This window comes from Actinomycetospora sp. TBRC 11914 (assembly GCF_012933465.1).
In the GTDB taxonomy this organism is placed as follows: Bacteria; Actinomycetota; Actinomycetes; order Mycobacteriales; family Pseudonocardiaceae; genus Actinomycetospora.
Genome location: NZ_JABBND010000019.1, coordinates 1 through 23,664, shown reverse-complemented (window position 1 = coordinate 23,664; position 23,664 = coordinate 1). Strand labels below are relative to the sequence as shown.

24 protein-coding genes are annotated in these 23,664 nt (G+C 75.7%); 15 read left to right on the top strand and 9 right to left on the bottom strand.

Annotation, left to right across the window (positions count from 1 at the left end):
- Positions 1-5: 5 nt before the first annotated feature.
- Positions 6-1,037 (top strand): NAD(P)-dependent alcohol dehydrogenase, encoded by a 1,032-nt coding sequence (locus HH311_RS24320; RefSeq protein WP_169186290.1) that lies wholly within the window; start codon positions 6-8, stop codon positions 1,035-1,037.
- A gap of 97 nt (positions 1,038-1,134) precedes the next feature.
- On the opposite strand, the gene HH311_RS24315 is transcribed toward HH311_RS24320, so the two are convergent.
- The 3 genes from HH311_RS24315 to HH311_RS24305 all read right to left on the bottom strand — a co-directional run bounded on the left by HH311_RS24315 (position 1,135) and on the right by HH311_RS24305 (position 3,704).
- Entirely contained in the window at positions 1,135-2,346 is a 1,212-nt protein-coding gene (locus HH311_RS24315; RefSeq protein ID WP_169186289.1) for an MFS transporter, read from the bottom strand.
- Complete coding sequence (locus tag HH311_RS24310; protein WP_169186288.1) at positions 2,343-2,993, bottom strand: GntR family transcriptional regulator; 651 nt, start codon at positions 2,991-2,993, stop codon at positions 2,343-2,345. Before HH311_RS24310 ends, HH311_RS24315 begins: the two co-directional genes overlap by 4 nt.
- Before the next feature lie 276 nt (positions 2,994-3,269).
- Positions 3,270-3,704, bottom strand: a complete 435-nt coding sequence (locus HH311_RS24305) for a heme-binding protein (protein ID WP_169186287.1) — start codon at positions 3,702-3,704, stop codon at positions 3,270-3,272.
- 172 nt (positions 3,705-3,876) lie between these two features.
- On the opposite strand from HH311_RS24305, the gene HH311_RS24300 reads away from it, so the two are divergent.
- The 4 genes from HH311_RS24300 (at position 3,877) to HH311_RS24285 (ending at position 7,956) form a co-directional block, all read left to right on the top strand.
- Positions 3,877-5,577, top strand: a complete 1,701-nt coding sequence (locus HH311_RS24300; protein ID WP_169186286.1) for a PP2C family protein-serine/threonine phosphatase — start codon at positions 3,877-3,879, stop codon at positions 5,575-5,577.
- A gap of 61 nt (positions 5,578-5,638) precedes the next feature.
- Entirely contained in the window at positions 5,639-6,700 is a 1,062-nt protein-coding gene (locus HH311_RS24295) for a cobalamin-dependent protein (protein ID WP_169186285.1), read from the top strand.
- Positions 6,697-7,092 (top strand): STAS domain-containing protein, encoded by a 396-nt coding sequence (locus HH311_RS24290; RefSeq protein ID WP_169186284.1) that lies wholly within the window; start codon positions 6,697-6,699, stop codon positions 7,090-7,092. The genes HH311_RS24295 and HH311_RS24290 overlap by 4 nt, the downstream gene beginning before the upstream one ends.
- A 12-nt stretch (positions 7,093-7,104) precedes the next feature.
- On the top strand, positions 7,105-7,956 hold the full coding sequence (locus HH311_RS24285; RefSeq protein ID WP_169186283.1) for a crotonase/enoyl-CoA hydratase family protein: 852 nt from the start codon (positions 7,105-7,107) through the stop codon (positions 7,954-7,956).
- A gap of 85 nt (positions 7,957-8,041) precedes the next feature.
- Here the strand turns inward: HH311_RS24285 and HH311_RS24280 are convergent, their stop codons facing one another.
- A complete protein-coding gene (locus HH311_RS24280) occupies positions 8,042-9,268 on the bottom strand; it encodes an oxygenase MpaB family protein (RefSeq protein WP_169186282.1) in 1,227 nt (408 codons plus the stop codon).
- A gap of 71 nt (positions 9,269-9,339) precedes the next feature.
- On the opposite strand from HH311_RS24280, the gene HH311_RS24275 reads away from it, so the two are divergent.
- On the top strand, positions 9,340-9,957 hold the full coding sequence (locus HH311_RS24275; protein ID WP_211190754.1) for a TetR/AcrR family transcriptional regulator: 618 nt from the start codon (positions 9,340-9,342) through the stop codon (positions 9,955-9,957).
- A gap of 1 nt (position 9,958) precedes the next feature.
- On the opposite strand, the gene HH311_RS24270 is transcribed toward HH311_RS24275, so the two are convergent.
- Both HH311_RS24270 and HH311_RS24265 read right to left on the bottom strand, forming a co-directional pair.
- Entirely contained in the window at positions 9,959-11,014 is a 1,056-nt protein-coding gene (locus tag HH311_RS24270; RefSeq protein WP_169186281.1) for an alpha/beta fold hydrolase, read from the bottom strand.
- A 341-nt stretch (positions 11,015-11,355) separates the two neighbouring features.
- Complete coding sequence (locus tag HH311_RS24265; RefSeq protein WP_169186280.1) at positions 11,356-13,029, bottom strand: acyl-CoA dehydrogenase family protein; 1,674 nt, start codon at positions 13,027-13,029, stop codon at positions 11,356-11,358.
- A gap of 84 nt (positions 13,030-13,113) precedes the next feature.
- Between HH311_RS24265 and HH311_RS24260 the strand changes: the two genes are divergently transcribed.
- Entirely contained in the window at positions 13,114-13,923 is an 810-nt protein-coding gene (locus HH311_RS24260) for a 5-formyltetrahydrofolate cyclo-ligase (RefSeq protein WP_312030369.1), read from the top strand.
- Between the two features lie 111 nt (positions 13,924-14,034).
- Complete coding sequence (locus HH311_RS24255; protein ID WP_169186279.1) at positions 14,035-15,711, top strand: AMP-binding protein; 1,677 nt, start codon at positions 14,035-14,037, stop codon at positions 15,709-15,711.
- Between the two features lie 96 nt (positions 15,712-15,807).
- Here the strand turns inward: HH311_RS24255 and HH311_RS24250 are convergent, their stop codons facing one another.
- Positions 15,808-16,029 carry a hypothetical protein gene (locus tag HH311_RS24250; protein WP_169186278.1) on the bottom strand — a complete coding sequence of 74 codons (222 nt, stop codon included), beginning with the start codon at positions 16,027-16,029 and terminating at the stop codon, positions 15,808-15,810.
- A 76-nt stretch (positions 16,030-16,105) separates the two neighbouring features.
- Positions 16,106-16,648, bottom strand: coding sequence for an HdeD family acid-resistance protein (locus tag HH311_RS24245; RefSeq protein WP_169186277.1), 543 nt, complete (start codon positions 16,646-16,648; stop codon positions 16,106-16,108).
- Positions 16,649-16,694: 46 nt separating this feature from the next.
- Here HH311_RS24245 and HH311_RS24240 point away from each other — a divergent pair, with 46 nt between their 5' ends.
- From HH311_RS24240 to HH311_RS24230, 3 genes are all read left to right on the top strand, one after another.
- A complete protein-coding gene (locus HH311_RS24240; RefSeq protein WP_169186276.1) occupies positions 16,695-17,300 on the top strand; it encodes a DUF305 domain-containing protein in 606 nt (201 codons plus the stop codon).
- A gap of 71 nt (positions 17,301-17,371) precedes the next feature.
- On the top strand, positions 17,372-19,171 hold the full coding sequence (locus tag HH311_RS24235; RefSeq protein ID WP_169186275.1) for a copper resistance protein CopC: 1,800 nt from the start codon (positions 17,372-17,374) through the stop codon (positions 19,169-19,171).
- A gap of 35 nt (positions 19,172-19,206) precedes the next feature.
- Complete coding sequence (locus HH311_RS24230; protein ID WP_211190753.1) at positions 19,207-19,926, top strand: YcnI family protein; 720 nt, start codon at positions 19,207-19,209, stop codon at positions 19,924-19,926.
- 42 nt (positions 19,927-19,968) lie between these two features.
- Here HH311_RS24230 and HH311_RS24225 read toward each other — a convergent pair whose 3' ends face one another.
- Positions 19,969-20,880 carry an oxaloacetate decarboxylase gene (locus HH311_RS24225; RefSeq protein WP_169186274.1) on the bottom strand — a complete coding sequence of 304 codons (912 nt, stop codon included), beginning with the start codon at positions 20,878-20,880 and terminating at the stop codon, positions 19,969-19,971.
- A 112-nt stretch (positions 20,881-20,992) separates the two neighbouring features.
- Between HH311_RS24225 and HH311_RS24220 the strand changes: the two genes are divergently transcribed.
- From HH311_RS24220 to HH311_RS24205, 4 genes are read left to right on the top strand one after another with little or no spacing between them, the layout of a single operon-like run.
- A complete protein-coding gene (locus HH311_RS24220) occupies positions 20,993-21,643 on the top strand; it encodes a GntR family transcriptional regulator (protein ID WP_169186273.1) in 651 nt (216 codons plus the stop codon).
- The gene (locus HH311_RS24215) at positions 21,640-22,275 is read left to right on the top strand and encodes an isochorismatase family protein (protein ID WP_169186272.1); all 636 of its coding nucleotides are present in this window, start codon (positions 21,640-21,642) and stop codon (positions 22,273-22,275) included. The genes HH311_RS24220 and HH311_RS24215 overlap by 4 nt, the downstream gene beginning before the upstream one ends.
- 25 nt (positions 22,276-22,300) lie before the next feature.
- Positions 22,301-22,810 carry a hypothetical protein gene (locus HH311_RS24210; RefSeq protein WP_169186271.1) on the top strand — a complete coding sequence of 170 codons (510 nt, stop codon included), beginning with the start codon at positions 22,301-22,303 and terminating at the stop codon, positions 22,808-22,810.
- A gap of 22 nt (positions 22,811-22,832) precedes the next feature.
- Positions 22,833-23,594 carry a polyphosphate kinase 2 family protein gene (locus HH311_RS24205; protein WP_169186270.1) on the top strand — a complete coding sequence of 254 codons (762 nt, stop codon included), beginning with the start codon at positions 22,833-22,835 and terminating at the stop codon, positions 23,592-23,594.
- Positions 23,595-23,664 lie beyond the last annotated feature (70 nt).

Here is a 23,664-nt window from a genome sequence, read left to right as displayed (position 1 = left end):
ACCCCATGCAGCGCGTCGCCGTCCTGACCGAGCCCGACCACGTGGAGCTGGAGGAGCGCGAGGTCCCCGAGCCGGGTCCCGGCCAGGTCCAGGTCGCGGTGCGTGCCGTGAGCGTCTGCGGGTCCGACGTGCACTACTACGACCACGGCCGCATCGGGGGCTTCGTCATGCACGGCCCGCTCGTGCTCGGTCACGAGACCTCCGGGGTGGTGTCGGCGGTCGGGCCGGGGGTGGCGGCACCGGCCGTCGGGACGCGGGTCGCCGTCGAGCCGCAGGCCGAGTGCGGGCGCTGCGAGCAGTGCCGCCGCGGGCGCTACCACCTGTGCCCGGACATCGCGTTCTTCGCGACGCCGCCGGTCGACGGCTCCTTCGCCCAGTACGTCGTCATCCCCGCGCACCGCGCGCACCCGGTGCCGGACTCGCTCTCCGACGAGGCCGCGGCCCTCGTCGAACCGCTCTCCGTGGCGCTGCACGCCGCGGGGAAGGCCGACATCGGCCCGGGCACGCGGGTGCTGGTGAGCGGCGCCGGACCGGTCGGGCTGCTGTGCCTGCAGGTGGCGCTCGCCCGCGGCGCGTCCGCGGTGGTCGTCACCGACGTCATGGCGCTGCGCCGCGAGGTGGCCGCCGAGTACGGCGCGACCGCGACCGTGGACGCCAACGACCACGACACCGCGCTCACGGCGGTCGGCGACGTGCTGGGCCAGGCCGACGTCGTGCTCGAGTGCACCGGGGTCCAGCCCGCGGTCGACCTCGCGGTCGCGGCGACGGCGCCCGCGGCGACGGTGGTGCTCGTCGGGACGGGCGCGTCGGTGACGCTGCCGCTCGACGTCGTGCAGGCCCGCGAGCTCGTCGTCAAGGGGACCTTCCGCTACGCCCACGTCTACCCGGCGGCGATCGGGCTGGCCGCGTGCGGACGCATCCGGCTCGACGCGATGGTCACCTCGCACCACCCGCTCGAGGACGCCGTGGGGGCGCTGCTCGCGGCGCGCCGGGACCCGCTGGCGCTCAAGGCCGTGGTCCACCCGACGTACGGCTGACGGCGGAGCCGGCGTGCGGCTGGTGACCAGGGGCACGTGGGGCAGGTCGGGGGCGGTCCCGGGATGCCTCACGTGCCCCTCGGCACCGACCCCGGTCTCAGCCGCCGCGCCGAGCCCGCGCGACGACGGCGAGACACGCCAGGGCGACCACGCCGAGGGCGGCGAAGAGGACCGTGTAGGAGACGACGGGCGCGAGCAGCGCCAGCACCGTCGGGACGACGAAGCCGAGGTAGGCCAGCGCGTAGAACACGGCGGTCAGCCCCGCGAGGTGGCGCGGCGGCGCGATCCGCTGGACCTCGGCCAGCCCGCTGACCAGCGCGAAGCCGTACCCGACCCCGAGCACCGTCGCCGACACCAGCGCGAGCACCACGCCCGGCGACGCCGCCGTCACCGCCGCGAGCGCCATCCCGGCGGCGGCGAAGGCCTGGCCGAGCATCCCGCCGCGGGCGTCGGTGAGCCGCAGCCGCTTCGCCGCGGTCTGCGCGGCGAACCCGGCCACCAGCGTCACCGCGGTCATGACGGCCGCGAAGGCGATCGCCCCACCGGGCACGGCCTTCGCCACGAGCGAGGGGAGCACGGCGTAGGCGACGCCGGCGCACGTGAACACCCACGGCGCGACCGGCGCGATGACCGTCCGGAACTCCCGGTGCTCACCGAGCGGGATGCGCAGGTCGTCGCGGAGCCGGCGGGTGGGCGCCGCGCCCCGGTCGAGCGTCTCGGCGGTCCGCAGCGCGAGCAGGCCGAGCGGGATCCCGACGACGACGTGCACGGCGTAGGAGAGCACCTCCGGCCACGGCGCCCACTGGGCGAGCAGCCCGGCGGCCACCGGGCCGAGCAGGAAGCCCAGGGTCAGCGACATCGCCGCGCGGGAGGCCCCGCCCGCCGTGTCGCCGTGCCGGGCCGAGAGCTCGCTGATCCAGGTCGACCCGACCGCCATGCCGATCCCCAGCGCGAGCCCGGCCAGGACCCGGCCGAGGAAGAGCACCGGCACCAGGTCGCCGCCGACGGCGAGGACGAGGCTGCCGACGATCGCGATCGGCGGTGCCGCGAGCATGAGCGGCTTGCGGCCGAGCCGGTCGGAGAGCGGCCCCCCGACGAGCATCCCGGGCACGATCCCGAGCACATACGCGCCGAGCAGGACGTCGACGACCGCCGTCGAGAACCCGCCCAGCTCGCGATACATGACCATGAGCGGGGTGAACTGGTTGCCGCCCCACGCGACGGTGAAGAGCGCGAGGCCCACCGGGAGCCAGGCCGATGCCCTCGTGCCGGTGGCCCGCGTTTCACGCGCGTGCAGGGTGGCGGTCATCGGGTCCGTCCTCCTCGGTGGGTGTTGTCCAGGTGCGTGACGAGGGCGCGGCCGAAGCCGGCGGCGTCGCCGGCCGCGAGGAGGTCGCGCAGCGCGCGGTGCTCGTCGAGGACGGTCCGGGCCGCGGCGGTGCGGCCCCGGACCGACTCGGCGGTCATGCGCTGCTGGCGCTCGCGCAGCGTCCGGTGGAAGCCGGCGAGCAGGGAGTTGCGCCCGGCGTCGGCGACGAGCCGGTGGAACTCGACGTCGGCCTCGGTGTACCCGCGGAGATCGCCCGCGTCGTGTGACGCCCGTTGCGCCCCGATCACCGCGTCGAGGGCGTCGACGAGGGCGGCGAGGTCGGCGGGGCGGGTGACGACGTCGGCCGCCGCGTGCCCCTCGAGCAGCGCGCGGGCGTCGAGCACCTCGTCGATCTCGTGCGGGGCGACCGGCACGACCAGGGCGCCGCGCTTCGGGAACAGGCGCAGCCACCCCTCGACCTCGAGGCGCAGGAACGCCTCGCGGACGGGGGTGCGGCTGACGCCCAGGGCGCCCGACACCTCGCCCTCGCTGACCATCCGGCCGCCCTCGAGCTCGCCGGTGAGCACGCGGTCCTTCACGTGGCGGTAGACGGCCTCCGCAGCCGAGATACCACTGGTGTCGGACATAGATACAAGCGTAGCAGGGTGGGGTCGCGGGGTTGGTGGGCCCCGCTCCGCGCGGCACCAATGGCGCATTCCTGGCGCTGGGCGCGAGAACGGCGCCGTTCGCCCATCGGGCAGGCCGGCCCCGGACGGCACCGATGGCGCATTCCTGGCGCTGGACGCGAGAACGGCGCCGTTCGCTCACCGACCCGGGCCGGCCCCGCACGGCACCAATGGCGCATTCCTGGCATCGGGCGCGAGGACGGCGCCGTTCACCCACCCGGCGACGGCCCCCGGCCGTCAGGCCCCGGTACGCGCCACCAGCCCCGCGGCCTCGATCCCCGCCACGACCGCCTCCTCGTCGGCGGTCGACGCGTCCCCGGAGGCCCCGGCCGCGCCGATGACCTCCCCCTCGGCGTTGCAGACGAAGACCCCGCCGGGCACCGAGAACACCTTCCCGCCGGCCAGCGCGGCCACCGAGGTGAAGAACTCCGGCGAGTCGGCCGCGCGCGCGGCGATCGCGCGGCTGTCCATCATGAGCCCGATCACCCCGTGCGCCTTGGCGATCGCGACGTCCGGGCGCAGGAACCCCGACCCGTCGGCCCGGCCCAGCGCGACCAGGTGACCGCCGGTGTCGAGGACCGCGACGGTCAGTGGCTTGTAGCCGGCCTGCCGGCCGTGGTCGAGGGCGGCGGCGACGATGGTGCTGGCGTGGGAGTAGGTCAGGGCGCTCATGCGGCGCTGCCTACCACCGGCGGCCCACGGGGGCGCGGCGAGCGCACCGTCTTCGCCCGTCCGTCCCGCGGGAGCTCGAGACGTTAGCCTGGGCCCACGCCGCCGACCCACAGGGGGACGCATGGACTCGACGATGCCGGCAGGCGCGCCCCTGCCGACACCTCCGTCGGGCATGCGCAGCCTGTCGGCCCGTGTGCTCGAGGGCCTCAGCGAGGCCGTCGTCGTCACCGGGACCGCCAGCCCGGGCGGCACCCGGCAGATCGTGCACGCCGTCAACCCGGCGGGGGAGCGGCTGCTGCCCGGCCTCGTCGCCGGCCGTCCGGTCGAGCACGCGGGACACGACGAGTTCACCGCCGCGGTGGTCGGGGGCGCCGCGTCGTTCGAGGCCGTCGTCCACGGCCGCAGCCTCGCCGCCCGGGCGCAGGTCCTCGACGACCCGCGCACCGGCGACGTCCTGACCTGCTGGTACCTGCGCGACGTCACCGAGGAGCGTCTCGGGTCGCGGTCGCTGCACCGGGCCCAGGCCCGGGCCCAGTTCCTCGCCGAGGCCGGCCGCGCCCTGCACGGGGTCCTGCACCTCGACCGCACGCTCCGCACCGCCGTGACCCTGGCGGCCGGCGTGCTCGCCCCCACCGTCCTGGTGCTGCTCTCCGACGGCTCCGACACGGTGCGGTGGGTCCGCGCCCAGGACGGGACGCGCGCGGTGTCCGGCAAGCTCCCGCGCACCGAGCTCCGGGCGGCCCCCCGCCTGGCCGAGGCGCTGAGCGACGACGTCCCGGTCGATCCGTGGGTCACCCTAGAGCTCACCGACCTGCCGGTCTGGGGCGGCGCGACCCCGGACGGACCGATCACGGTCGTCCCGGTGCCCGGCACGATCGTGCGTGGCGTGCTGGTCCTCGTGGACGATGCCTCCGACGCCCCCGACGGTGCCGACGATGACCGGTGGCCGCTCGCCCAGGAGTACGCCGTGCGGGTCGGCACCGCGCTCTCGGCCGCGGCGCTCTACCGCGAGCAGGCCCACCTGGGCGAGGTGCTCCAGGGCAGCCTGGAGCCGCCGCCGCTGCCGCAGGGCGTCGACGGGCTCGTCCTCGGCAGCGCCTACCGGCCCGCGCGGGAGAGCCTGCGCGTCGGGGGCGACTTCTACGAGGTGCTGCCGGTGACGACGGCCGGCCAGACCCCGTTCCTGCTCGGCGACGTCTGCGGGAAGGGCATCGAGGCGGCCGTGCTGTCCGGGCGGGTGCGGCAGTCGCTGCACGCGCTGCGGCTGGTGGAGCGCGACCCCGCCGTGCTGCTCGCCCTGCTCAACGAGGCGCTGCTCGACGCGGCCGACCTCGACGCCGCCGGGGCGCCCTCCGTCCCGCGGTTCGCGACGATGGTGCTCGGCGACGCGCTGCCGGCCCCCGACGGTTCGGTGCGGCTGCGGCTGGCCACCGGGGGCCACCCGCCGCCCTACGTGCTGCGCGCCGACGGCACCGTCGAGGAGGTCCCGGTGAGCGGCACCCTCGTGGGGGCGCTGCGCGACGCCGACTTCGGCGGCACCGAGGTGGTCCTCGGGCCCGGCGACACGTGCCTGCTCTACAGCGACGGCGTCACCGAGGCCCGCGGCGGGCCGCGCGGGCGGGACTTCTTCGGCGAGGAGCGCCTGGAGAGCGCCCTCGCGGGCTGCGCGGGCGCCCCGGCGCCGGTGATCTGCGAGCGCGTGCTGCAGCTGCTCACCGAGTGGCTCGCCGGCCAGGACCACGACGACGTGGCCCTGCTCGCCCTGCAGGCCCCGGCCGGGCCGGCGCGCGGGGGTGAGGTGAGCGCTCCCCGGCTGGGCCTGGTCCGCGACGCCGGGAGCGCCGGTGGTGGCGGCCGCACGGAGGCCGCGTGAGAAGGTCACCGCAGGTCGGGGACTTCCCCGTGACCGCGAGGACCCAGGAAGGAGCGCGCGCGTGAGCGCACCCGCCGATCCCGCGCCCCTGGCCGGGGCCGCCGATCTGGCCGCCGTCCGGGAGGACTACCTCGACCGGCTGGCGGCCTCCGACGAACAGGGCGCGGTCGCGGTCGCGCTCGCCGCGGTCGATGCGGGACACGACACCGAGGACGTCCTGCTCGACGTCATCGCCGAGGCACAGCGCGAGGTGGGGGAGCGCTGGGCCGCCGGGACGTGGAGCGTCGTGCAGGAGCACATCGCGACCCACATCTCCGAGCGTGTCGTGGCCGCCGTGAGCCGGCACCGCCCGGCCGGCGGGCCGACGGGCGTCGGACGCATCGCGGTCGCCTGCCTGGACGGCGAGTGGCACGGCCTGCCCGCCCGGCTGCTGGCCGAGGTGCTCGTCCGCCACGGCTGGGAGGTCAGCTACCTCGGGTCGAGCGTCCCGGCCGCCCAGGTCGCGATGCACCTCAACGCGGCCGGCCCCGACGTCGTCGCGGTGTCCAGCTCGCTGCCCTCCCGCCTGCCGGCGGCGCGCCGCGTGGTGGAGGCCTGCCGCGCGACCGGCACACCGGTCCTCGCGGGCGGCCCCGCCTTCGGTCCCGACGGCGAGTGGGCCCGGTCCGTGGGCGCCGACGGCTGGGCCCCCGACGCCCGGGCCGCGGTCGCCCTGCTCGACTCGCCGTCGCTCACGGGCGACCAGGACGCGGTCACCGTCGATGACACCTCCCGTGAGGAGCAGGCCCTGCTCCAGGGCCGCCGCGGCGAGCTGGTGGCCGGCGTCGCGAGCCGCCTGCGCGACGAGCCCTCCGAGGAGCTCACCGACGACCTCGGGCACCTGGTCGACTTCCTCGCGGCCGCGGTCTACGTCGACGACGCCGGGCTGCTCGCCCGGTTCGTGCGCTGGATCGGGTCGGTCGTCGTGCCCGGGGGGCTGACGGGGGACGAGGTCGGGCGTGCGCTCGACGAGCTGGCGACCCGCCTCGGGGACTCGCCGCGGACCACCGCCCTGATCCGTTCCGACGCCGTGCGCGAGGCCTGCGCCGGGCTCCGGGAGGGGACGACGGAGGGATCGGCGTGAGCACCCGGGTCCCCGACAGCGGGGGGCAGTACGAGGCGCTCGACTTCACGGTCCGCAGCGGTGAGTCGGCGGACGGGGCGGTCGTCGTCGTGGTGAGCGGGGACATCGACTACACCCACTTCCGCGAGCTCGAGGCCGCGATCGAGCACCGCCTGGCGGAGCAGGACGGGCCGACGCGGCTCGTCGTCGACCTCGCCGCGGTGCCCTACTGCGACTCGTGCGGCATGCGCGTCCTGCTCGGCGCCTCGCAGCGCGTCACCGGGGCCGGCGGCACCTTCGGACTGCGCGGGCTGCACGGCCAGCCGCAGCGGGCGCTGCGCCTCACCGGCCTCGACCGCGTGCTCCGCGAGGCGGGCCCGACGGGCGAGCTGGACGCCCGGTCGCACGGGTGATCTAGTCGGGCCATGACGTCCGTGGCCGCGAACGGCACCGCCGCCCTGCCCGAGCACCTCGAGACCCTCGCCGTCTCCCGCGAGACCCCCGCCGCGCACGTGGCCGAGGTGTCGATGACCGCCCGGGCGATGTCGCCCGCGTTCTTCGCGGAGCTGCCCGCCGTCGTCGCCGCCCTCGACGCGGACCCGGACGTGCGCGCGATCGTCGTCACCGGCGCCGAGGGCCGCTTCTCCTACGGCCTCGACCTGCGCGCCGCCACCGAGTCGCTGGGCAGCGTGCTCACCGACCCGACCGCCGGCGCCCGCGAGCAGTTCCTCGGGCACCTGCGGGACCTGCAGGCCTCGATCACCGCGGTGGCGTCCTGCCGCACCCCCGTGGTGGCGGCCGTGGAGGGCTGGTGCGTCGGCGGCGGGGTCGACCTCATCACCGCCTGCGACGTCCGCCTGGCCGGCGCCGACGCGCTGTTCTCCGTGCGCGAGGTGCGCATGGCGATGGTGGCCGACCTCGGGTCGCTGCAGCGCCTCGTCGGGATCATCGGCGACGGGCACCTGCGCGAGCTGGCGCTCACCGGCGCCGACGTCGACGCCGCCCACGCCGAGCGGATCGGCCTGGTCAACCGCGTGCTCGAGTCCGGCGAGGCGCTGCGGGCCGCCGCGTTCGAGCTCGCGGGCCGGATGGCGGCGAACTCGCCGCTGGTCACCCGCGGCATCAAGGACGTGCTCGACGCCGAGCGGGGTCCCCGTGTCGAGGCCGGCCTGCGCTACGTCGGGGCCTGGAACGCCGCGTTCCTGCCCAGCGCCGACCTCGCCGAGGCGTTCACCGCGTTCGGTGAGCGCCGGGAGCCGCGCTTCACGGGTCGCTGAGGCTTCCCCGGACCGCACGAACGGCCGGTTCGTGACCATCGAAGGTCACGAACCGGCCGTTCGTGCGCGCAGGGTGGGGGAGCGGTCACACGGGGAGATCCGCCGGGCGGCGGGGCCGCTCGCCGAGCAGCCGCTCGAGGTCGGCCTCGACGCCGGCGTCGCTGCGGCGCTCGAGCCAGCGCCGGCCCGGCGCCACGGCGCCGATGACCCACGACTCGACGACGTTGCGGGCCACCTCCGGCAGGACGGTCCACGGTGGGAGCACCGGCTGCCCGAGGTCGCGGCAGCCCTGCGCGCCGAGGAAGAGCCGCAGGTGGGAGAGCAGCCGCCGTCGCGCCCACCACCCCCGGTGCCCGTGCTCGTCGTGGCTGCGCCGGGTGCCCTCGACCAGCGCCGTCGTGAGCGCGGCCCCGGCCGGCGTCGGGCCGCCCTGGGCGTGCAACAGGTGGTGGTCGAACGCGTGCTGGGCGCGCTCGTCGGCGAAGAGCCAGTCCTCGTCGACGCCCATGAGGAACCCGACGTAGCGCCAGAGGTGCATGATCGCGTGCCCGTCCTGCCGCGGGACCCGGCGCCCCAGGACGCGCACCCCGAGCATCGCGGTGGCGCTGAACAGGGCGAGCGTGCCGGCGAGGTCGCTGCGGTTGACCGGGAGGCCGAGCGCGGCGGTGTCCCAGTCGTCGCGCCGGGAGAAGCGGTCGTCGACCAGCGCGTGCATGGCGCGCACGTGGGCGGTGACCCGGAAGCCCTCGCCGTCGCGGGCCATCCCGCCGGGCCGGGAGACGGCGTAGCCCCAGGCGGTCGTCTCGCCGAGGCGGCGCATCGCGGTGGTGCCGGTGAGTCCGCCGGTGGCGACGAGCAGGTCGGCCGGGCCGACGTAGCGGTACCCGCCGATCAGCGAGAGGGCCAGCAGGACGTCGTCGCGGCTGCGCCCCAGCCGCCGGTAGGCGCGGGCGCCCCGCTCGAGCAGGTCGCGGTCGAGCCAGTCGGGCTCGCGCTCGATGGCGGCGACGAACCGGCGCAGGGCGGGCGGGTCGTCGTCGTGGGCGCCCTCGGCGATCGCGCGGTGCAGCGCCGTCGTGGTGACGCGGGGGACCGCGTCGCGGCTCATCGCGGCCGCGAGCTCGGCGCCGACCTCGTCGCGGGCGAACATCCGGCGCCCGATCTCGTCGACGAGGGCCTCGTCGCGGTGGCGGACCCGGCCCAGGAGCGCCAGCGGTCGGGCGATGGCCGCGTTGCGGGCCGGCGCGCCGCGGAAGCGTGCCGGGAACTCGGGGAGCTCGACCTGGGGAGCCGTCACGGTCTCTGCCACCATGACGAGAACGCTGACACGAGCAATCACTCGGGTTCAACTCGCGTTTCCCGTCCGCTGCCAGGAGGTGCCCGGTGCCCGCCGACGAGCCCCGCGCGATGCGGCGCCGCCCGACCCAGGAACGATCCCGGGCGACGGTCGAGCGGATCCTCGACGCCGGGCGGTCCGTGCTGCTCACCCGCGGTTTCGAGGGGGCGAGCACCAATCGGATCGCCGCGGCGGCCGGGGTCGGTCCGGGGACGCTGTACCAGTACTTCCCGGACAAGGAGGCGATCCTCGAGCGGGTCGTGGAGCGTGCGGTGGACGACCTGGAAGCTCGCATCACGCGCGCGTTCCTCGCGAGCCTGCGCGCGGGTGACGACGCCGTCCGCGGTCACCTCGAGGCCCTCCTCGACGCGCTGACCGACGAGGCCGACCTGGTGCGGGTGCTCTCGCAGGACCGGCCCCGCACCGTCGGGCGCCGCCGTGTCGGGTTCGCCCGCCGTATCGACGCGCTGGTCGCGGGGGCGCTCCTGGCCGAGCACCCCGACGCCGGCGACGTCCCGGTGGACGCGGTCGCGTGGATGCTGGTGCGCACGGTCGAGCACGTGACGATCTCCTGGGTGCTCGAGGCGCCCGACGTCGGGCGCGAGGCGATCCTCGACGAGCTCACCGCGATGGTGGGCGGCTACCTGGGCCGCCGGCTCGGCTGAGTCAGCCCACCGTGGCCGACTCCCAGAAGTCGGTGGCCACGCCCAGCCACCGGTGCGCGTCGTCGAGGTGCGGCCCGTGCCCGGACGCGGTGAAGACCTCGGTGCGCACCTGCCCGCCCGCCTGCTCGTAGCGGCGCAGGACGCCGCGGATCTGGGCCACCATCTGCTGCGGCGGGAAGACCTCGGCGCCCGGCCAGCCCGCCACGATGCCCGCCTGCCCGAGCGTGCCCAGCTCGAGGAACGAGCCGTCGGCGACGACGAGGTCCTTGCCGCCGTGGGTCCAGAGCACCGGCGGCTTCGGGTCGAGCTCGGGCAGCCAGGCCCACGAGCAGTACTTCGGGGAGAGCGCGTTGAGCAGCCCGCGGGTGCCGGGGGCGGAGCCGGGCCAGTGCTCGGAGGTCGTGGCGTCGCCCGGGTAGCCGTCGTCGCCGATCCGCGAGAGCAGGATCTCGTCGAGCAGGAGGTCCTCCCGTTCCGGCGGGAGGCGGAAGTCCGGTGCCCAGTAGGTGCCGTTCATGACGTTGCGCGGGCTGACCGGCTCGTCGGCACCGCGGTCACCGGCGCGCAGCAGCTCGACGAACCGGGGGTTCGCCACGCCCGCCCCGGTGCCGGCGTGGTCGTCGGAGCACGGCTTGCCGTCGGGGAACGTGCCGCCGTAGCCGTAGGGGGAGACGGGGTCGAGGAAGGTCAGGCTGGCGACGGGGACCGCGCGCGCGACCAGCGCGATCGCCGCGCCCGCCGTCGACCACCCGACGAGGTGCGGACGCTCGATCCCGAGGACCTGCAGGTAGGAGACGAGGTCGTCGGCCCAGTCGCCCAGTCCCCGCGTCGCGTCGATCGGGGCGGTCTCGGTGCGGCCGAACCCGCGCATGTCCGGCGCGAGGAACCGGAAGCGCGCGCTCGCCGGGCTCATGAGGTGCTCGAAGAACCGTCCGGTGGACAGGTTCCCGTGCACGAGCACGACCGGCTCGCCGCCGGGCGGCCCGGAGGTGAGGTGGTGGAGGCGGATGCGCGCGTCGACGGTGCCGGCCTCGACGCCGGGCAGGAGGTCGCTCATGGTGGGCGGGACGCTAGTGCGACGTCGCGATCCGGGGAATGGCCCACGGTGCTCTCGACCTGCGCGGCGCACACGCTGCCGGTGCGGGGCGGATCGGTTCCGGGCGGACCTGCGCGCGGCGCACACGCAGCGGATGCACGGCAGCTCGTGGTCGCCGCGATCGGCGGCCCCCGGTGCGGGACGAACCGATCGGCGAGTGTGTGCGGGGCGCCCAGATGCCGGCGAGTCCGCCCGTCGTCGGGCCGGGAGTGTGTGCGCCGCGCGCGGGTGCCGGCGAGCCCGCCCGTCGTCGGGCCGGGAGTGTGTGCGGGGGCGCGCAGGTCGCGCCCCCGCCCCGGGCCTCAGCCCAGCGGCAGGCGCTCCAGGATCCCGTCGACGTCGACCCCGCGCGGCAGGGTGCCCAGCGCCTGGCCGTGATCGCCCGCCACCCGCGACCCGACGAAGGCGTCGGCGACGGCGGCCGGCGCGTGCCGCACCAGCAGCGAGCCCTGCAGCACCACGGCCATCCGCTCGGCCAACCAGCGGGCGCGCTCCTCGGTGGGGTCGCGGAGCTCGTCGAGGATGGTCTTCCACGCGGCGTCGAGGCGGTGGTCGGCGCCCGACGCGGCCTCCACCTCGGCCCGGTAGGCCTCGACGGCGGCCGGCTCGCGGCCGAGCACGCGCAGCAGGTCCAGGGCGTTGACGTTGCCCGAGCCCTCCCAGATCGAGTTCAGCGGCGACTCGCGGAACAGGCGCGGCATCCCGGACTCCTCGACGAAGCCGTTCCCGCCGAGGCACTCGAGCGCTTCACCGACCACCGCGGTCTGCCGCTTGCAGATCCAGTACTTGCCGAGCGTGACGCCGATCCGCCGGAACGCGGCCTCGTGCTCGTCCGACGCCGACCGGTCCTGCGCGCCGGCCAGCCGGAGCGCGAGGGTCACCGCCGCCTCGGACTCGACCGTGAGGTCGGCGAGCACCGCCCGCATCAGCGGCTTGTCGATCAGCGCCGAGCCGAACGCGTGCCGGTACGTCGCGTGCCAGGCCGCCCGGCGGACGGCGTCGCGCATGCCGGCCGCCGAGCCCAGCGCGTTGTCCAGCCGGGTGCAGGCGACCATCTCGATGATCGTCCGCACGCCGCGGCCCTCGTCGCCGACCCGGAACCCGATCGTGCCGTCGAACTCCGGCTCCGACGAGGCGTTCGAGCGGTTGCCGAGCTTGTCCTTGAGCCGCTGGATCGCGAAGGGGTTGCGGGCACCGTCGGGAAGGATCCGCGGCACGAGGAAGCAGGTGATCCCGGCGTCCCCACCCCCCGGCGCTCCGCTCGCCCCGACGGCCGTCCGGGCCAGGACGAGGAACAGGTCGCACATCGGGGCGCTGGTGAACCACTTGTGGCCGGTGAGGGTGTAGCTGCCGTCGCGGTTGGGGGTCGCGGTCGTCGAGTTGGCGCGCACGTCCGAGCCGCCCTGCTTCTCGGTCATGCCCATCCCGGCGAGCAGGCCGGCCTTCGTCGTCGGCTCGGCGAGGCCGGGCTCGTAGGCGGTGGAGACGAGGCCGGGCCCGTAGCGGGCGAGCAGCTCGGGGGCGTGGGCGAGCGCGGGGAGGACGGCGTGGCTCATCGAGACCGGGCAGCCGTGGCCGGCCTCGGCCTGCGACCACACGAGGAACCCGGCGGCCCGGGCGACGTGCTGGCCGGGGCGGGGGTCGGAGCCGAACCCGCCGGGGCCGGCCCACACGGCGCCGGCGAAGCCGCGGCCGACCGCCTCCCCGAGCAGCGCGTGGTAGCCCGGGTCGTAGTCCACCTCGTCGACCCGGTTCCCGACCCGGTCGAACGCCCGCAGCCGCGGTTCGTTGCGGTGGGCGGCGTCGGCCCAGCCGCGGACCTGTGCCGAGCCCGCGCGGCGCCCGGTGTCGTGCAGCTCATCCAGGGCCCACCCCGCGCCCTCGCGCTCGAGCGCCTCGAGCAGCGGCGGGTCGGCGGCGAGGTCGTGGTCGACGAGCTCGGGCACCTGGTTGGTCACGACGTGGGTGGGCGCCATGGCCGCGATTCCACCACGTCCGGTTACCGCTCGGTAGGTGCGCTCCGCGCCCGTGAGCACTTTCTGGTGCGATGACACCAGAAAGTGCTCACGAGGCCGAAGGCCACCCTGGAGGTCACCATCGCCCGTCACGACGCCGACGCCGGCGGCTCCCCGGAGCTCCTGGCCGCCAAGCAGGAGCTGCGCGAACGGATCTGGTCGACGCTCACCGAGCGCGGCCACGCCCGCTTCCCCGGCGCCCGCCACCGCATCCCGAACGTCACCGGCGCGGAGGCGGCCGCCGAACGGCTGCGCGACACCGACGTCTGGCGCCGCGCCCGCACCCTCAAGTGCAATCCCGACGCCGCCCAGTGGCCGGTGCGCCAGCGGGCGCTCGAGGATGGCAAGACCGTCTACATGGCGGTGCCGCGCCTCGCCGGCCCCGACCCCTTCTTCCTGCTGGACCCCGACGACCTCGGCGACCGCACCCCGCGCCAGGCCTCCTCGATCAAGGGCGCGTCGGCGGCCGGGCGCACCGTCGCCGTCGCGGACCTCGAGCCGGTCGACCTCGTCGTCGCCGGGTGCGTGGCGGTGAGTCCCGACGGTTCCCGGCTCGGCAAGGGCGGGGGGTTCTCGGACCTGGAGTTCGCCGTCGCCGCGCAGGCCGGGCTCGTCGCCGCCGACACCCCGGTGGTGACGACCGTGCACGAGGACCAGGTGGTCGCCGACGGCGAGATCCCGACCGTGGACCACGACGTCCACCTCGACCTCATCGTCACCGCCGAGCGGACGATCACCTGCAGCCGGGCGCCGCGTCACCCGGCGCGCGTCGTGTGGGACGAGCTCACCGAGGCGAAGATCGCGGCGATCCCGCTGCTCGCCGCGCTGCGCGACGACGCCGGGGCCTCGCGCTGACCCCAGGGGTTGCTGCCACCGCCCACGCCCGTGAGGCTGAGAGCCAGGTCACGCTCTCGACGGCGAGGAGGACACGATGGCGGACGCCCCATCGGCGCAGGTGGTGATCCGGTGACGACGACCCGGTCGGTCTACGAGTCCAAGCCGTGGCTCGCCCGATACCGCGACGACTACAACCACGGCGAGGTCACCGTCGAGTACCCGAGCGCGCTGGCGATGTTCAGCGCCGCCGTGGAGCGCGACCCGGACTGCCAGATCGTCCGCTACTTCGACGGCACGATGACGATGCGCGAGCTCGACGAGCTCTCCGACGCGATCGCCGTCGCGCTCGCCGACCGCGGGTTCGCCCACGGCGACCGGCTGGCCACCTACCTGCAGAACATCCCGCAGGTCCTCGTGGTCGTCGTCGGGACCTGGAAGGCCGGCGGCATCGTCGTGTCGGTCAACCCGATGTCGCGCCAGCGCGAGCTGACCACGATCCTCACCGACTGCGAGGCGACGGCGATCGTCTCCCAGGAGGACCTGTGGGGGATCGCCAGCGAGGTCATCCCGAACACGAGCGTGCGGATCGCGTTCTCGACCTCGCCGCTCGAGCACCAGACGCGCCACGACGAGCGCCTGTTCGGCAGCATGCAGCGCAGCGCGTGCGACGGTGCCGAGGACCTCACGACGGTGCTCGACGCTGCCCGCGGCCGCCGTCCGGACCCGGTCGAGCTGGGTGGCGACGACGTCGCGTTCCTCGGCTACACCTCGGGCACCACCGGCCCGCCCAAGGGCGCGATGAACACCCACCGCAACATCGTGTTCAACGCCCAGACCTACCGGGACTGGATCCAGCTCGGGCGCGACGACTCGGTGTTCGGCGTCGCACCGCTGTTCCACATCACCGGCGTCGTCGGGCACATGGCGATCGCGCTGCTGCTGCCCTGCCCACTGGTGCTGGCCTACCGGTTCGAGCCCGGTGTCGTCGTCGACGCGATCCGCGAGCACCGCCCGACGTTCTCCATCGGCTCGATCACGGTGTTCATCGCGATGATGAACGCGCCGAACGCCGACCGGGACGCGCTGTCGTCGATGGTCAAGGTGTACTCGGGGGGCGCCCCGATCCCGCCGTCGACGGTGAAGGCCTTCCAGGACCAGTTCGGGCACTACATCCACAACTTCTACGGGCTCACCGAGACCAACTCGCCCTCCCACGGGGTGCCGCTGGGCTCGACGGCCCCGGTGGACGAGGCGTCCGGCGCGCTGTCGGTGGGCGTGCCGGTGTTCGACACCGTGGTGCGGATCGTGCGCGACGACGGGACCGAGGCCGACGTCGGCGAGGTCGGGGAGATCACCACACGCGGGCCGCAGGTGGTGCCGGCCTACTGGGGCAAGCCCGAGGAGACCGAGAAGGCGTTGCGCGGGCCCGGCGGGATCGTCGAGCTGCGCACCGGCGACGTCGGCTACATGGACGCCGAGGGCTGGTTCTACGTCGTCGACCGCAAGAAGGACCAGATCAACGCCGGCGGCTACAAGGTCTGGCCGCGCGAGGTCGAGGACGTGCTCTACGAGCACTCCGCGGTGCGCGAGGCCGCCGTCGTCGGGATCCCGGACGAGTACCGCGGCGAGACGGTGAAGGCGTTCGTCTCGCTGCGGCCGGGGTCCTCGGCGACGCCCGACGAGCTCATCGCGTTCTGCAAGGAGCGGATGTCGGCCTACAAGTACCCGCGGCAGGTCGAGCTCCGCGACGAGCTGCCGAAGACGGTGACCGGGAAGTTGCTGCGCCGGGAGCTGCGGGGGAGCTGAGTGCCCCGTGCGGCGCACCCCCGGAACGCACGAACGGCCGGTTCGTGACCCTCGAAGGTCACGAACCGGCCGTTCGTGCGGCTCGGGACGCGGCGGTCAGGAGGCCGACGCGAGGACCTCGTCGAGCACGCCGTTGCGGGCGTCGGCGACGAGGTCGGCGAGCTGGCCCAGGCTCATCTGGATGCGCTGGCCGAAGTCGTCGGTGATCACGACGCGGCGCTCCTCCGGGGCGGCGGGGTCCAGGTGAAGCTCGGGGCAGCCGCAGTTGCACTGCCCGCAGAACGTGGCGACGTGCTGCAGTCCGGTGGCGGGGTCCATCGCGTCCTCCTCGTGGGGGTGGCGCGAGGACCGTAAGCAGTCCGGGGCGGTACCGGGAACCGGCCCGAACGAGTGATCACCGCGAGCGACGGAGGCTCAGCGCGAGCCCGATCTCCGAGGCGCCGCGCAGCAGGAAGCCCAGACCGGCGAGCAGCGCGATCGTGCCGATGGCCGCGGCGAGGTTGAACAGCAGGATGACGAACGCGAGCAGCGCCAGCACCCCCATCGCGATGTTCCAGCCCCGGTGCTCGGTCGAGCGGGCGGCGACGAAGAGGTCGTTGATCCCGGCGAACAGGAACCACAGCAGCAGCCCGACGACGAGGATCGCGACACCCGCCCCCGGCCGGAAGATCACGAAGATGCCGGCCAGCACCGTGATCACCCCGAAGATGATCACCCACCAGCGACCCGGTGCGCCGTGCTGCACGCGGAGGGCCGCGGTGATCTCGATGATGCCCGAGATGAGCAGGCCGACCCCGAGGAAGAGGGCCAGCAGGATGACGGTGGCCCCGGGGAAGACGAGGGCGAAGAGGCCGACGATCACGGCGAGGATCCCGTCGGCGAGGATCCAGCCCCACCGGCGGGCGATGTCCGGCTGGTCGACGATCGAGGAGGTCATGTCACGGTGAGTACACCACCAGCGCGCTCGTGACCAGGATCTTCCGGTGAACGGCGCCCACACGGCCCATGGCGTCCCGGCGAGGGCGACGCACTGGGTGATCCACTGGGCCGTGGTGGTGATCGGTGCGGTCCTCGTCGTCGTGCTGGGCGGCTGCGCCGACACCCCGCCCCCGGCCGCACCACCCGACGTCGCCGCCGTCGACACCGACTACGCCCGAACGATGGTCGGCCACCACGAGCAGGCGCTCGCGCTGGCGGCGCTGGTGCCCGGGCGGTCGTCGTCGCCCGACGTCGCCGACCTCGCGTTCCGCATCGACCGGGCCCAGGTCGAGGAGGTCGGGCAGCTGCAGGGGTTCCTGCGCGCCCGCGGCGCCCCGGCGGACCCGGGCCCGGCGATGGCGGTGATGGACGGGATGGCGGCCACGGCGACGCTCGACCGGCTGCGCACCCTCTTCGGGCCCGCCTTCGACCGGCTCTGGCTGCAGACCATGACCACCCACCACGAGGGCGCGCTCGCGATGGCCCGCCGGCACCTCGCCGCGACCGGGGGAGCGGCGTCGGCGTCGGCGCTCGCGGAGTTCTCCCGCACGCTGCTCGTGGCCCAGCAGGCCGAGATCGACCGGATGCGGGGTCTGCTCGCCCGCGGGTGACGCCACGCGCCCCCGGTGTGACCGAGCGAACCCTCGGGAACCGGACACGGCCTCACGACGACCCGACACACGTGCGAGGGCTGGGCGAGGTGGCGCGGCGCGGGGTGGCGGCGGTGGCCGTCGCGCTGCTCGGCGCGCTGCTGGCGCTCGGCACCGCCGTGCCGGCGTCCGCCCACGCCGTGCTCGAGCGCACGACGCCGGGCGCGGACAGCGTCGTCGCCCACGCCCCGACCGACGTGACGGTCACCTTCAGCGAGGCCGTGACCCTCGTGCCCGGCGCGGTGCGGGTCTACGACGGCGCGCTGCACGAGGTCGACAGCGGCGCCGCGACCCACCCGGCCGGCGACCCGACCTCCGCCGGCGTGGCCCTCGCCCCCGATCTCGCCCCCGGCACGTACACCGTCACCTGGCGGGTGGTCTCGGCCGACTCCCACCCCGTCTCGGGCGGCTTCCGCTTCTCGGTCGGCCATCCCGGTCCCAGCGCGGCGCCGCCGCCGGCGGCCGACCCCGGCGACGGGGCCGTCGGCGGACTCCTCGCCGTCGCCCGGTTCGTCGAGTACGCGGGGCTGGCGGTGCTGGGCGGCGCCGTCGCGCTCGTCGCGCTGCGCCGGGCCGGCGCCGAGGTGGCGGTGCTGCGGCGCGGCCGCCGGGCGGTCGCCGCCGGGTGGTGGGCGCTGCTGGTCGGCAGCGTGCTCGCGTTCCTCCTGCAGGGTCCCGACGCCGCCGGGGTCGGGCCGGGCTCGACGCTCGACCCCGCGGTCCTCGCGACGACGCTCGGCTCGCCCGCCGGGCTGCTCCTCGCCGCCCGGGTGGTGCTCGTGCTCCTCGTGGGGCTCCTCGGGCGGCGTCTCGTGGCGCCGGTCGACGCGGCGTCGCCGACGGGGGACCGGGCCGTCGGCACCGCGGTGGCGGCGCTCGCCGCGGCGGCGACGTTCTCGGCCGCGGGGCACGCGGGGGTGGACGCGCCCGTCGTGCTCGGCCTGGCCGCCGACCTCGCGCACCTGGCGGCGATGTCGCTGTGGATCGGCGGGCTGGTGGTGCTGCTGCTCGCCCTGGTCCGCCCGGCGTCGCCGGCGCCCGTCGCGGCGGTGCTCCCGGGGTTCTCGCGCGGGGCGCAGGTCGCGGTGGGGGTGATCGTCGCGACCGGGCTCTACCAGACCTGGCGCGACGTCGGCGAGCCCGGCGCCCTCGTCACGACCACCTACGGCTGGCTGCTGCTGGGCAAGGTCGCGGGCGTCGTCGTGCTGCTGGTGCTCGGTGACCGGGCCCGCCGGCTCGTCGCCCGGCGCCTCGTGGTCCCGCCGGTGCCGCGCCCGACGCCCTCCCGGCCGCGGACCTTCGCGCTCTCGCTCGGCGCCGCACCCGCCACCTCCGAGACGGCGGTCGCGGAGAGCCCCGTGGAGGACCCGCCCGTGCCCGCCGGGGAGCCGCCCGGCCTGGACGTGCCCTCGCGCGCCGCGCTGCGCCGCGGCCTGCTCGCGGAGGCCGCGGTCGCCGTCGTCGTGCTCGCCGTGACCGCGGTGCTCGTCGGGTCCCCGCGCGCCGTCGAGACCTACGCGCCCCCGTTCGCCACCACCGAGCACGCCGGTGCGCTCGCGCTCACCGCCCGCGTCGACGCCGCCCACACCGGCGCGACCACCGTGCACCTGACCGGCGCCGACGCCGCGGGCCGCCCGGTGGCGGTGTCCGTCGTGGAGGCCTCGCTGACCCTGCCCGACCAGGGCATCGGGCCGCTGCCGGTCACCCCCGGCCCCGGCGGCGCGAGCGCGCCGCTCTCGTTCCCGGTGCCGGGGCGGTGGGCGCTCGACGTCACCGTCGCGAGCCCCGCCGCCCCGCCCACCCTCTTCCGGGTCACGGTCCCCGTCCACTGACCCGTCGTCCGCCGTCCCCGACCGAGGAGCCCCCCGTGAAGCTCGTCCCCATCGACCGTCGACCCCGCCGCCGCGGCGCCGCGCGCCTCGGCGTCCTGCTCGCCGTCGGCGCGACGCTGCTCGCCCTCGGCGCGCTCCCCGCGTCCGCGCACATCCGTGTCTCCGCCGACGGCGGCGCCGCGGCCGGCTCCTACGCGCAGCTCGCGTTCCGGGTGCCGACCGAGAAGGACAACGCGTCGACCACGGCGGTGCAGATCTTCCTGCCCGCCGACCAGCCGCTCGCGTCGGTGTCGGTCCAGCCGCACCCGGGCTGGACCGTCGAGGTCCACCAGAAGACCCTGCCGCAGCCGCTGCAGACCGACGACGGGCCGGTCAGCCAGGTCGTCAGCGACGTCGTCTTCACCGCGCAGAGCCCGCAGACCGCGATCGCGCCGCAGCAGTTCGACCAGTTCTCGCTGCTCGTCGGGCCCCTGCCGAACGTGCCCTCGCTCGCCTTCCCGGCCAACCAGACCTACAGCGACGGCTCCGTCGTCGCCTGGAACCAGTCCGCGGCGCCGGGTGCCCCGGAGCCGGAGCACCCGTCGCCCACGCTGACGATCGGGCCCGCGAGCCCGGACTCCGGGGCGACCCCGGCCTCGTCCGACTCCGGCTCGTCGTCCACCCCGGCGCTGGTGATCGGCATCATCGCCCTGGTGCTCGCCGTCGTCGCGCTGCTGCTGCTCGCCGTGGCGCTGCTGCGGGGCCGCCGAGGCTGACGCCATGTGCACGGATGTGGTCGCCGGGACGACCACATCCGTTCACATGCGGTACCGCTCCTCCAGCGCGCGGATCTCCTCGATCCCCACGACCTGGGTGAACGCGTCCAGCCCGCCGATCCCACCGGGTGCGGCGCCGAGGTCGCCGAGCGCGGCGGTCGGCGAGCCCTCCTCGTGCAGCCGCCCGAGCATCGCCCGCACGCCCGAGGCCGCCGCGAGCAGCGTCGAGACCGGGTAGAGCACCAGCGCGAACCCGAGCTCGCGCAGCGTCTTAAGGGGCGGGAGCGGGGTGCGGCCGCCCTCGGCCCCGTTGAACACGAGCCGGTGCCCCTCGAGCGCGGTCGCGACCTGCTCCAGCGCCTCGTCCGACGTCGGCGCCTCGACGAACAGCAGGTCCGCGCCGGCGTCCGCGAAGGCCCGCGCCCGCTCGATCGCGGCGTCGATGCCGTACTGCTGCGCCACGTCGGTGCGCGCGATCAGCACGAGGTCCGGGTCGGTGCGCGCGTCCACCGCCGCCCGGATCTTCGCGACCATCTCCGGCAGCGGCACGACCTCCTTGCCCGCGAGGTGCCCGCACTTCTTCGGCATCACCTGGTCCTCGAGGTGCAGTCCCGCGACGCCGGCCTGCTCGTACTCGCGGATGGTGCGGATGACGTTGATCGGGTTGCCGTAGCCGGTGTCGGCGTCCGCGATCAGCGGGACGTCGAGCACCCCGACCATCCGCCGCGCGTTGTCGACCATCTCCGCCTGCCCGAGCAGGCCCACGTCCGGGCGGCCGAGCAGGGAGGCGGTGGTGCCGAACCCGGTCATGTAGACGACGTCGAACCCGGCCTGCTCGACGAGCCGCGCCGAGAGCGCGTCGTAGGCCCCGGGGGCGACGACGGGTCCGTCGCCGTCGAGCAGGGCCCGCAGGCGGGCCCGGCGGTCGCGGGGGTGGCTGAGCAGATCGGCCATCACGGGAGTCCCTTCGCAGTGTGTACAACCCGGGGCCGCCGCGCCGGTGCGGGCTTGTCGACGACGGCTCGTCACCCTACGTTGCACACAACGGCGAGGGGAGGTGTCCGGGGTGACGACGACGACGGCGGGTCGCGCCTCCGAGCGCGCCCAGACGGCCCTGCGCGACGCGATCCTGCGCGGTGAGCTCGCCCCCGGGGCCCACCTCGGCGAGGTCGATCTCGCCGAGCGGCTCGGCGTCTCGCGCACCCCGGTCCGCGAGGCCCTCTCCCGGCTCGCGGCGGAGGGGCTCGTCGAGGCGCACGCCCACCGCGGCGCCCGGGTGGTGTCGTTCTCCGCCGACGACCTCGACGGCCTCTTCGACGTCCGCCTCGCCCTCGAGCCCCGGGCCACGGCACGGGCGGCCACGCGGGTCACCGCCGACGACCTCGACGCCCTCGAGGACCTCGCCCGGCGGATGCTCGCCGTCGGCGCGCCGGGCGCCGACCAGGACCTCGACGCCCTCGTCGGCCTCAACCGCGACTTCCACGCCCGGCTGCTCGCCGCGGCCGACGCGCCGGCCCTGTCGGCCGCGCTGGCCAACGTCGTGCACGCCCCGGTCGTGCTGCGCACCTTCCACGCCTACGACCCGGCCTCGCTCGCCCGCAGCCTCGCCCACCACGCCGAGCTGGTCGCCGCGCTGCGGGCCGGCGACGCCGACTGGGCGTCCGCGGTGATGCGCAGCCACCTCGGCAACGCCCGCGCCGCGGTGGTGACCCGGTGACGAACCCGCACGGGACGGGCTTCGCCCGGCGCCTGGGCTGGGGCGCGCGCCCCGCCGTCGTCGTCGTGGACCTGGTGCGCGCCTACACCGAGCCGGGCGGGCCGTTCTTCCTCGGCGGGGAGGACCCGGCGACGCCGGGACGCGTGCTCGACGCGTGCGCCGCGGTCGTCGCGGCCGCCCGGTCGATCGACGTCCCCGTGGTGTGGACCGTCGTCCGCTACGCGCCCGACCTGGCCGACGCCGGGTTCTTCGCCGTCAAGGTGCCCGCGCTCGCCTGCTTCGCCGAGGGGGCCGACGGCGGGTGGGGCGAGCTGTCGCTCGCGCCGGCGGCCGCCGACGCGCTGCTGGTCAAGCAGCACGCGTCGTCCTTCGCCGGCACCTCGCTCGCCGCGACGCTGCGCTCCCGGGGCGTGGACACCGTCGTCGTCGCGGGGGTCTCGACGTCGGGCTGCGTGCGCGCCACCGCGACCGACGCGCTCGCCGCCGGGTTCCGCCCCGTCGTCGTCGACGAGGCCTGCGGCGACCGCACCGCGGCGCTGCACCGCCAGAACCTCGCCGACCTCGACGCCAAGTACGCCGACGTCGTCGACCTCGACACCGCCGTGGGTGAGCTCCGGTCCCGAGGCGGCTGAGCGGGACGTCTGCTGCGATGAGCCCGTGAGTGTGCTGACCCCACCACAGGTGCCGATGCTCTTCGTCGAGCTCGACGCGGTCCGGCGCTCGGCGGCGGACCTCGGCCGGCCCCTGCGGGGACCGATGGACATCGAGGTGCACCTCGACGCCGTCGAGCGGATGCGCCTGTGGCGCGAGGCCGGCGGGCGGATCGTCGGCTTCGCGCACCTCCCCGAGGTGGCCCGCGGGGAGCTGGCCGAGGAGACGGCCGTCCGGGTGCTGTGGACGCTGCACGAGCGGGCGGGCAACGCGTTCGACACCCTCGTCCACTGCCCGCACGACCCCGACGCCCCCACCCCCGACCTCGCCCGCTGCTGGTGCCGCCCGCCCAAGCCCGGGCTGCTCATCGCCGGCCAGGAGCAGGTCGCGCTGCGCCAGCGGGAGCGCTACCCGATCTGGATGGCGCTCGTCGTCGCGGCGAGCGAACCGGTCCGGCGAGCGGCCGAGGGGCTGGAGATCGACGTGGTGGACGCCGCGGCCTGGCGGTGGGGGTAGACGCCCTGCCAGGGTGACCCGCGTGGGTCGGTTGGACGAGGTGGACCTGTCCGTGCGGCTGTCCAAGGAGCAGGGCGCCCGGCAGTTGGCCGCGGCCCAGGAGCGTCTGGTGCACCTGCGGCTGCTGCTCGGCGGACAGATCGGGCCGGGCGAGATCGGGCCCCCGCTGCTCGTGCTCTTCGAGGGCTGGGACGCCTCCGGCAAGGGCGGCGCGATCAAGCGGCTCGTGAGCCCCCTCGACCCCCGCCACGTGCGTGTGGTCCAGTTCGCGGCCCCGTCGCACGACGAGAAGCGCCACCACTTCCTGTGGCGGTTCTGGCCGACGCTGCCCGGGTGGGGCGGCATGGCCGTGCTCGACCGCACCTGGTACGGCCGTGTCCTCGTCGAGCGGGTCGAGGGGTTCGCCGCGGAGTCGGCCTGGGAGCGGGCCTACTCCGAGATCGTCGACCTGGAGACGACGCTCGCGGCCGAGGGCACCATCGTCGTGAAGTTCTTCCTGCACCTCTCGCCCGACGAGCAGCTGCGCCGCTTCGAGGCGCGGGCGCAGGATCCGTACCGGGCCTGGAAGCTCACCGCGGAGGACTGGCGCAACCGCGACCGGCGGGCCGACTACGAGGCCGCGATCGAGGAGATGCTGCGCCGGACCGAGTCGCCCGTCGCGCCGTGGCACGTGGTCGCGGCCGAGGACAAGCGCTGGGCCCGGGTCGACGTCGTGCGCACCGTCGTCGCGCGGGTCGAGGCCGCGCTCCGGGACCGTGGAGTCGACGCCGACCCGCCGCTGTAGGTGCGCTCCGCGCTCGTGAGCAGAAAGTGCTGCTATAGCGACACTTTCTGCTCACGAGCGCGGAGCGCAC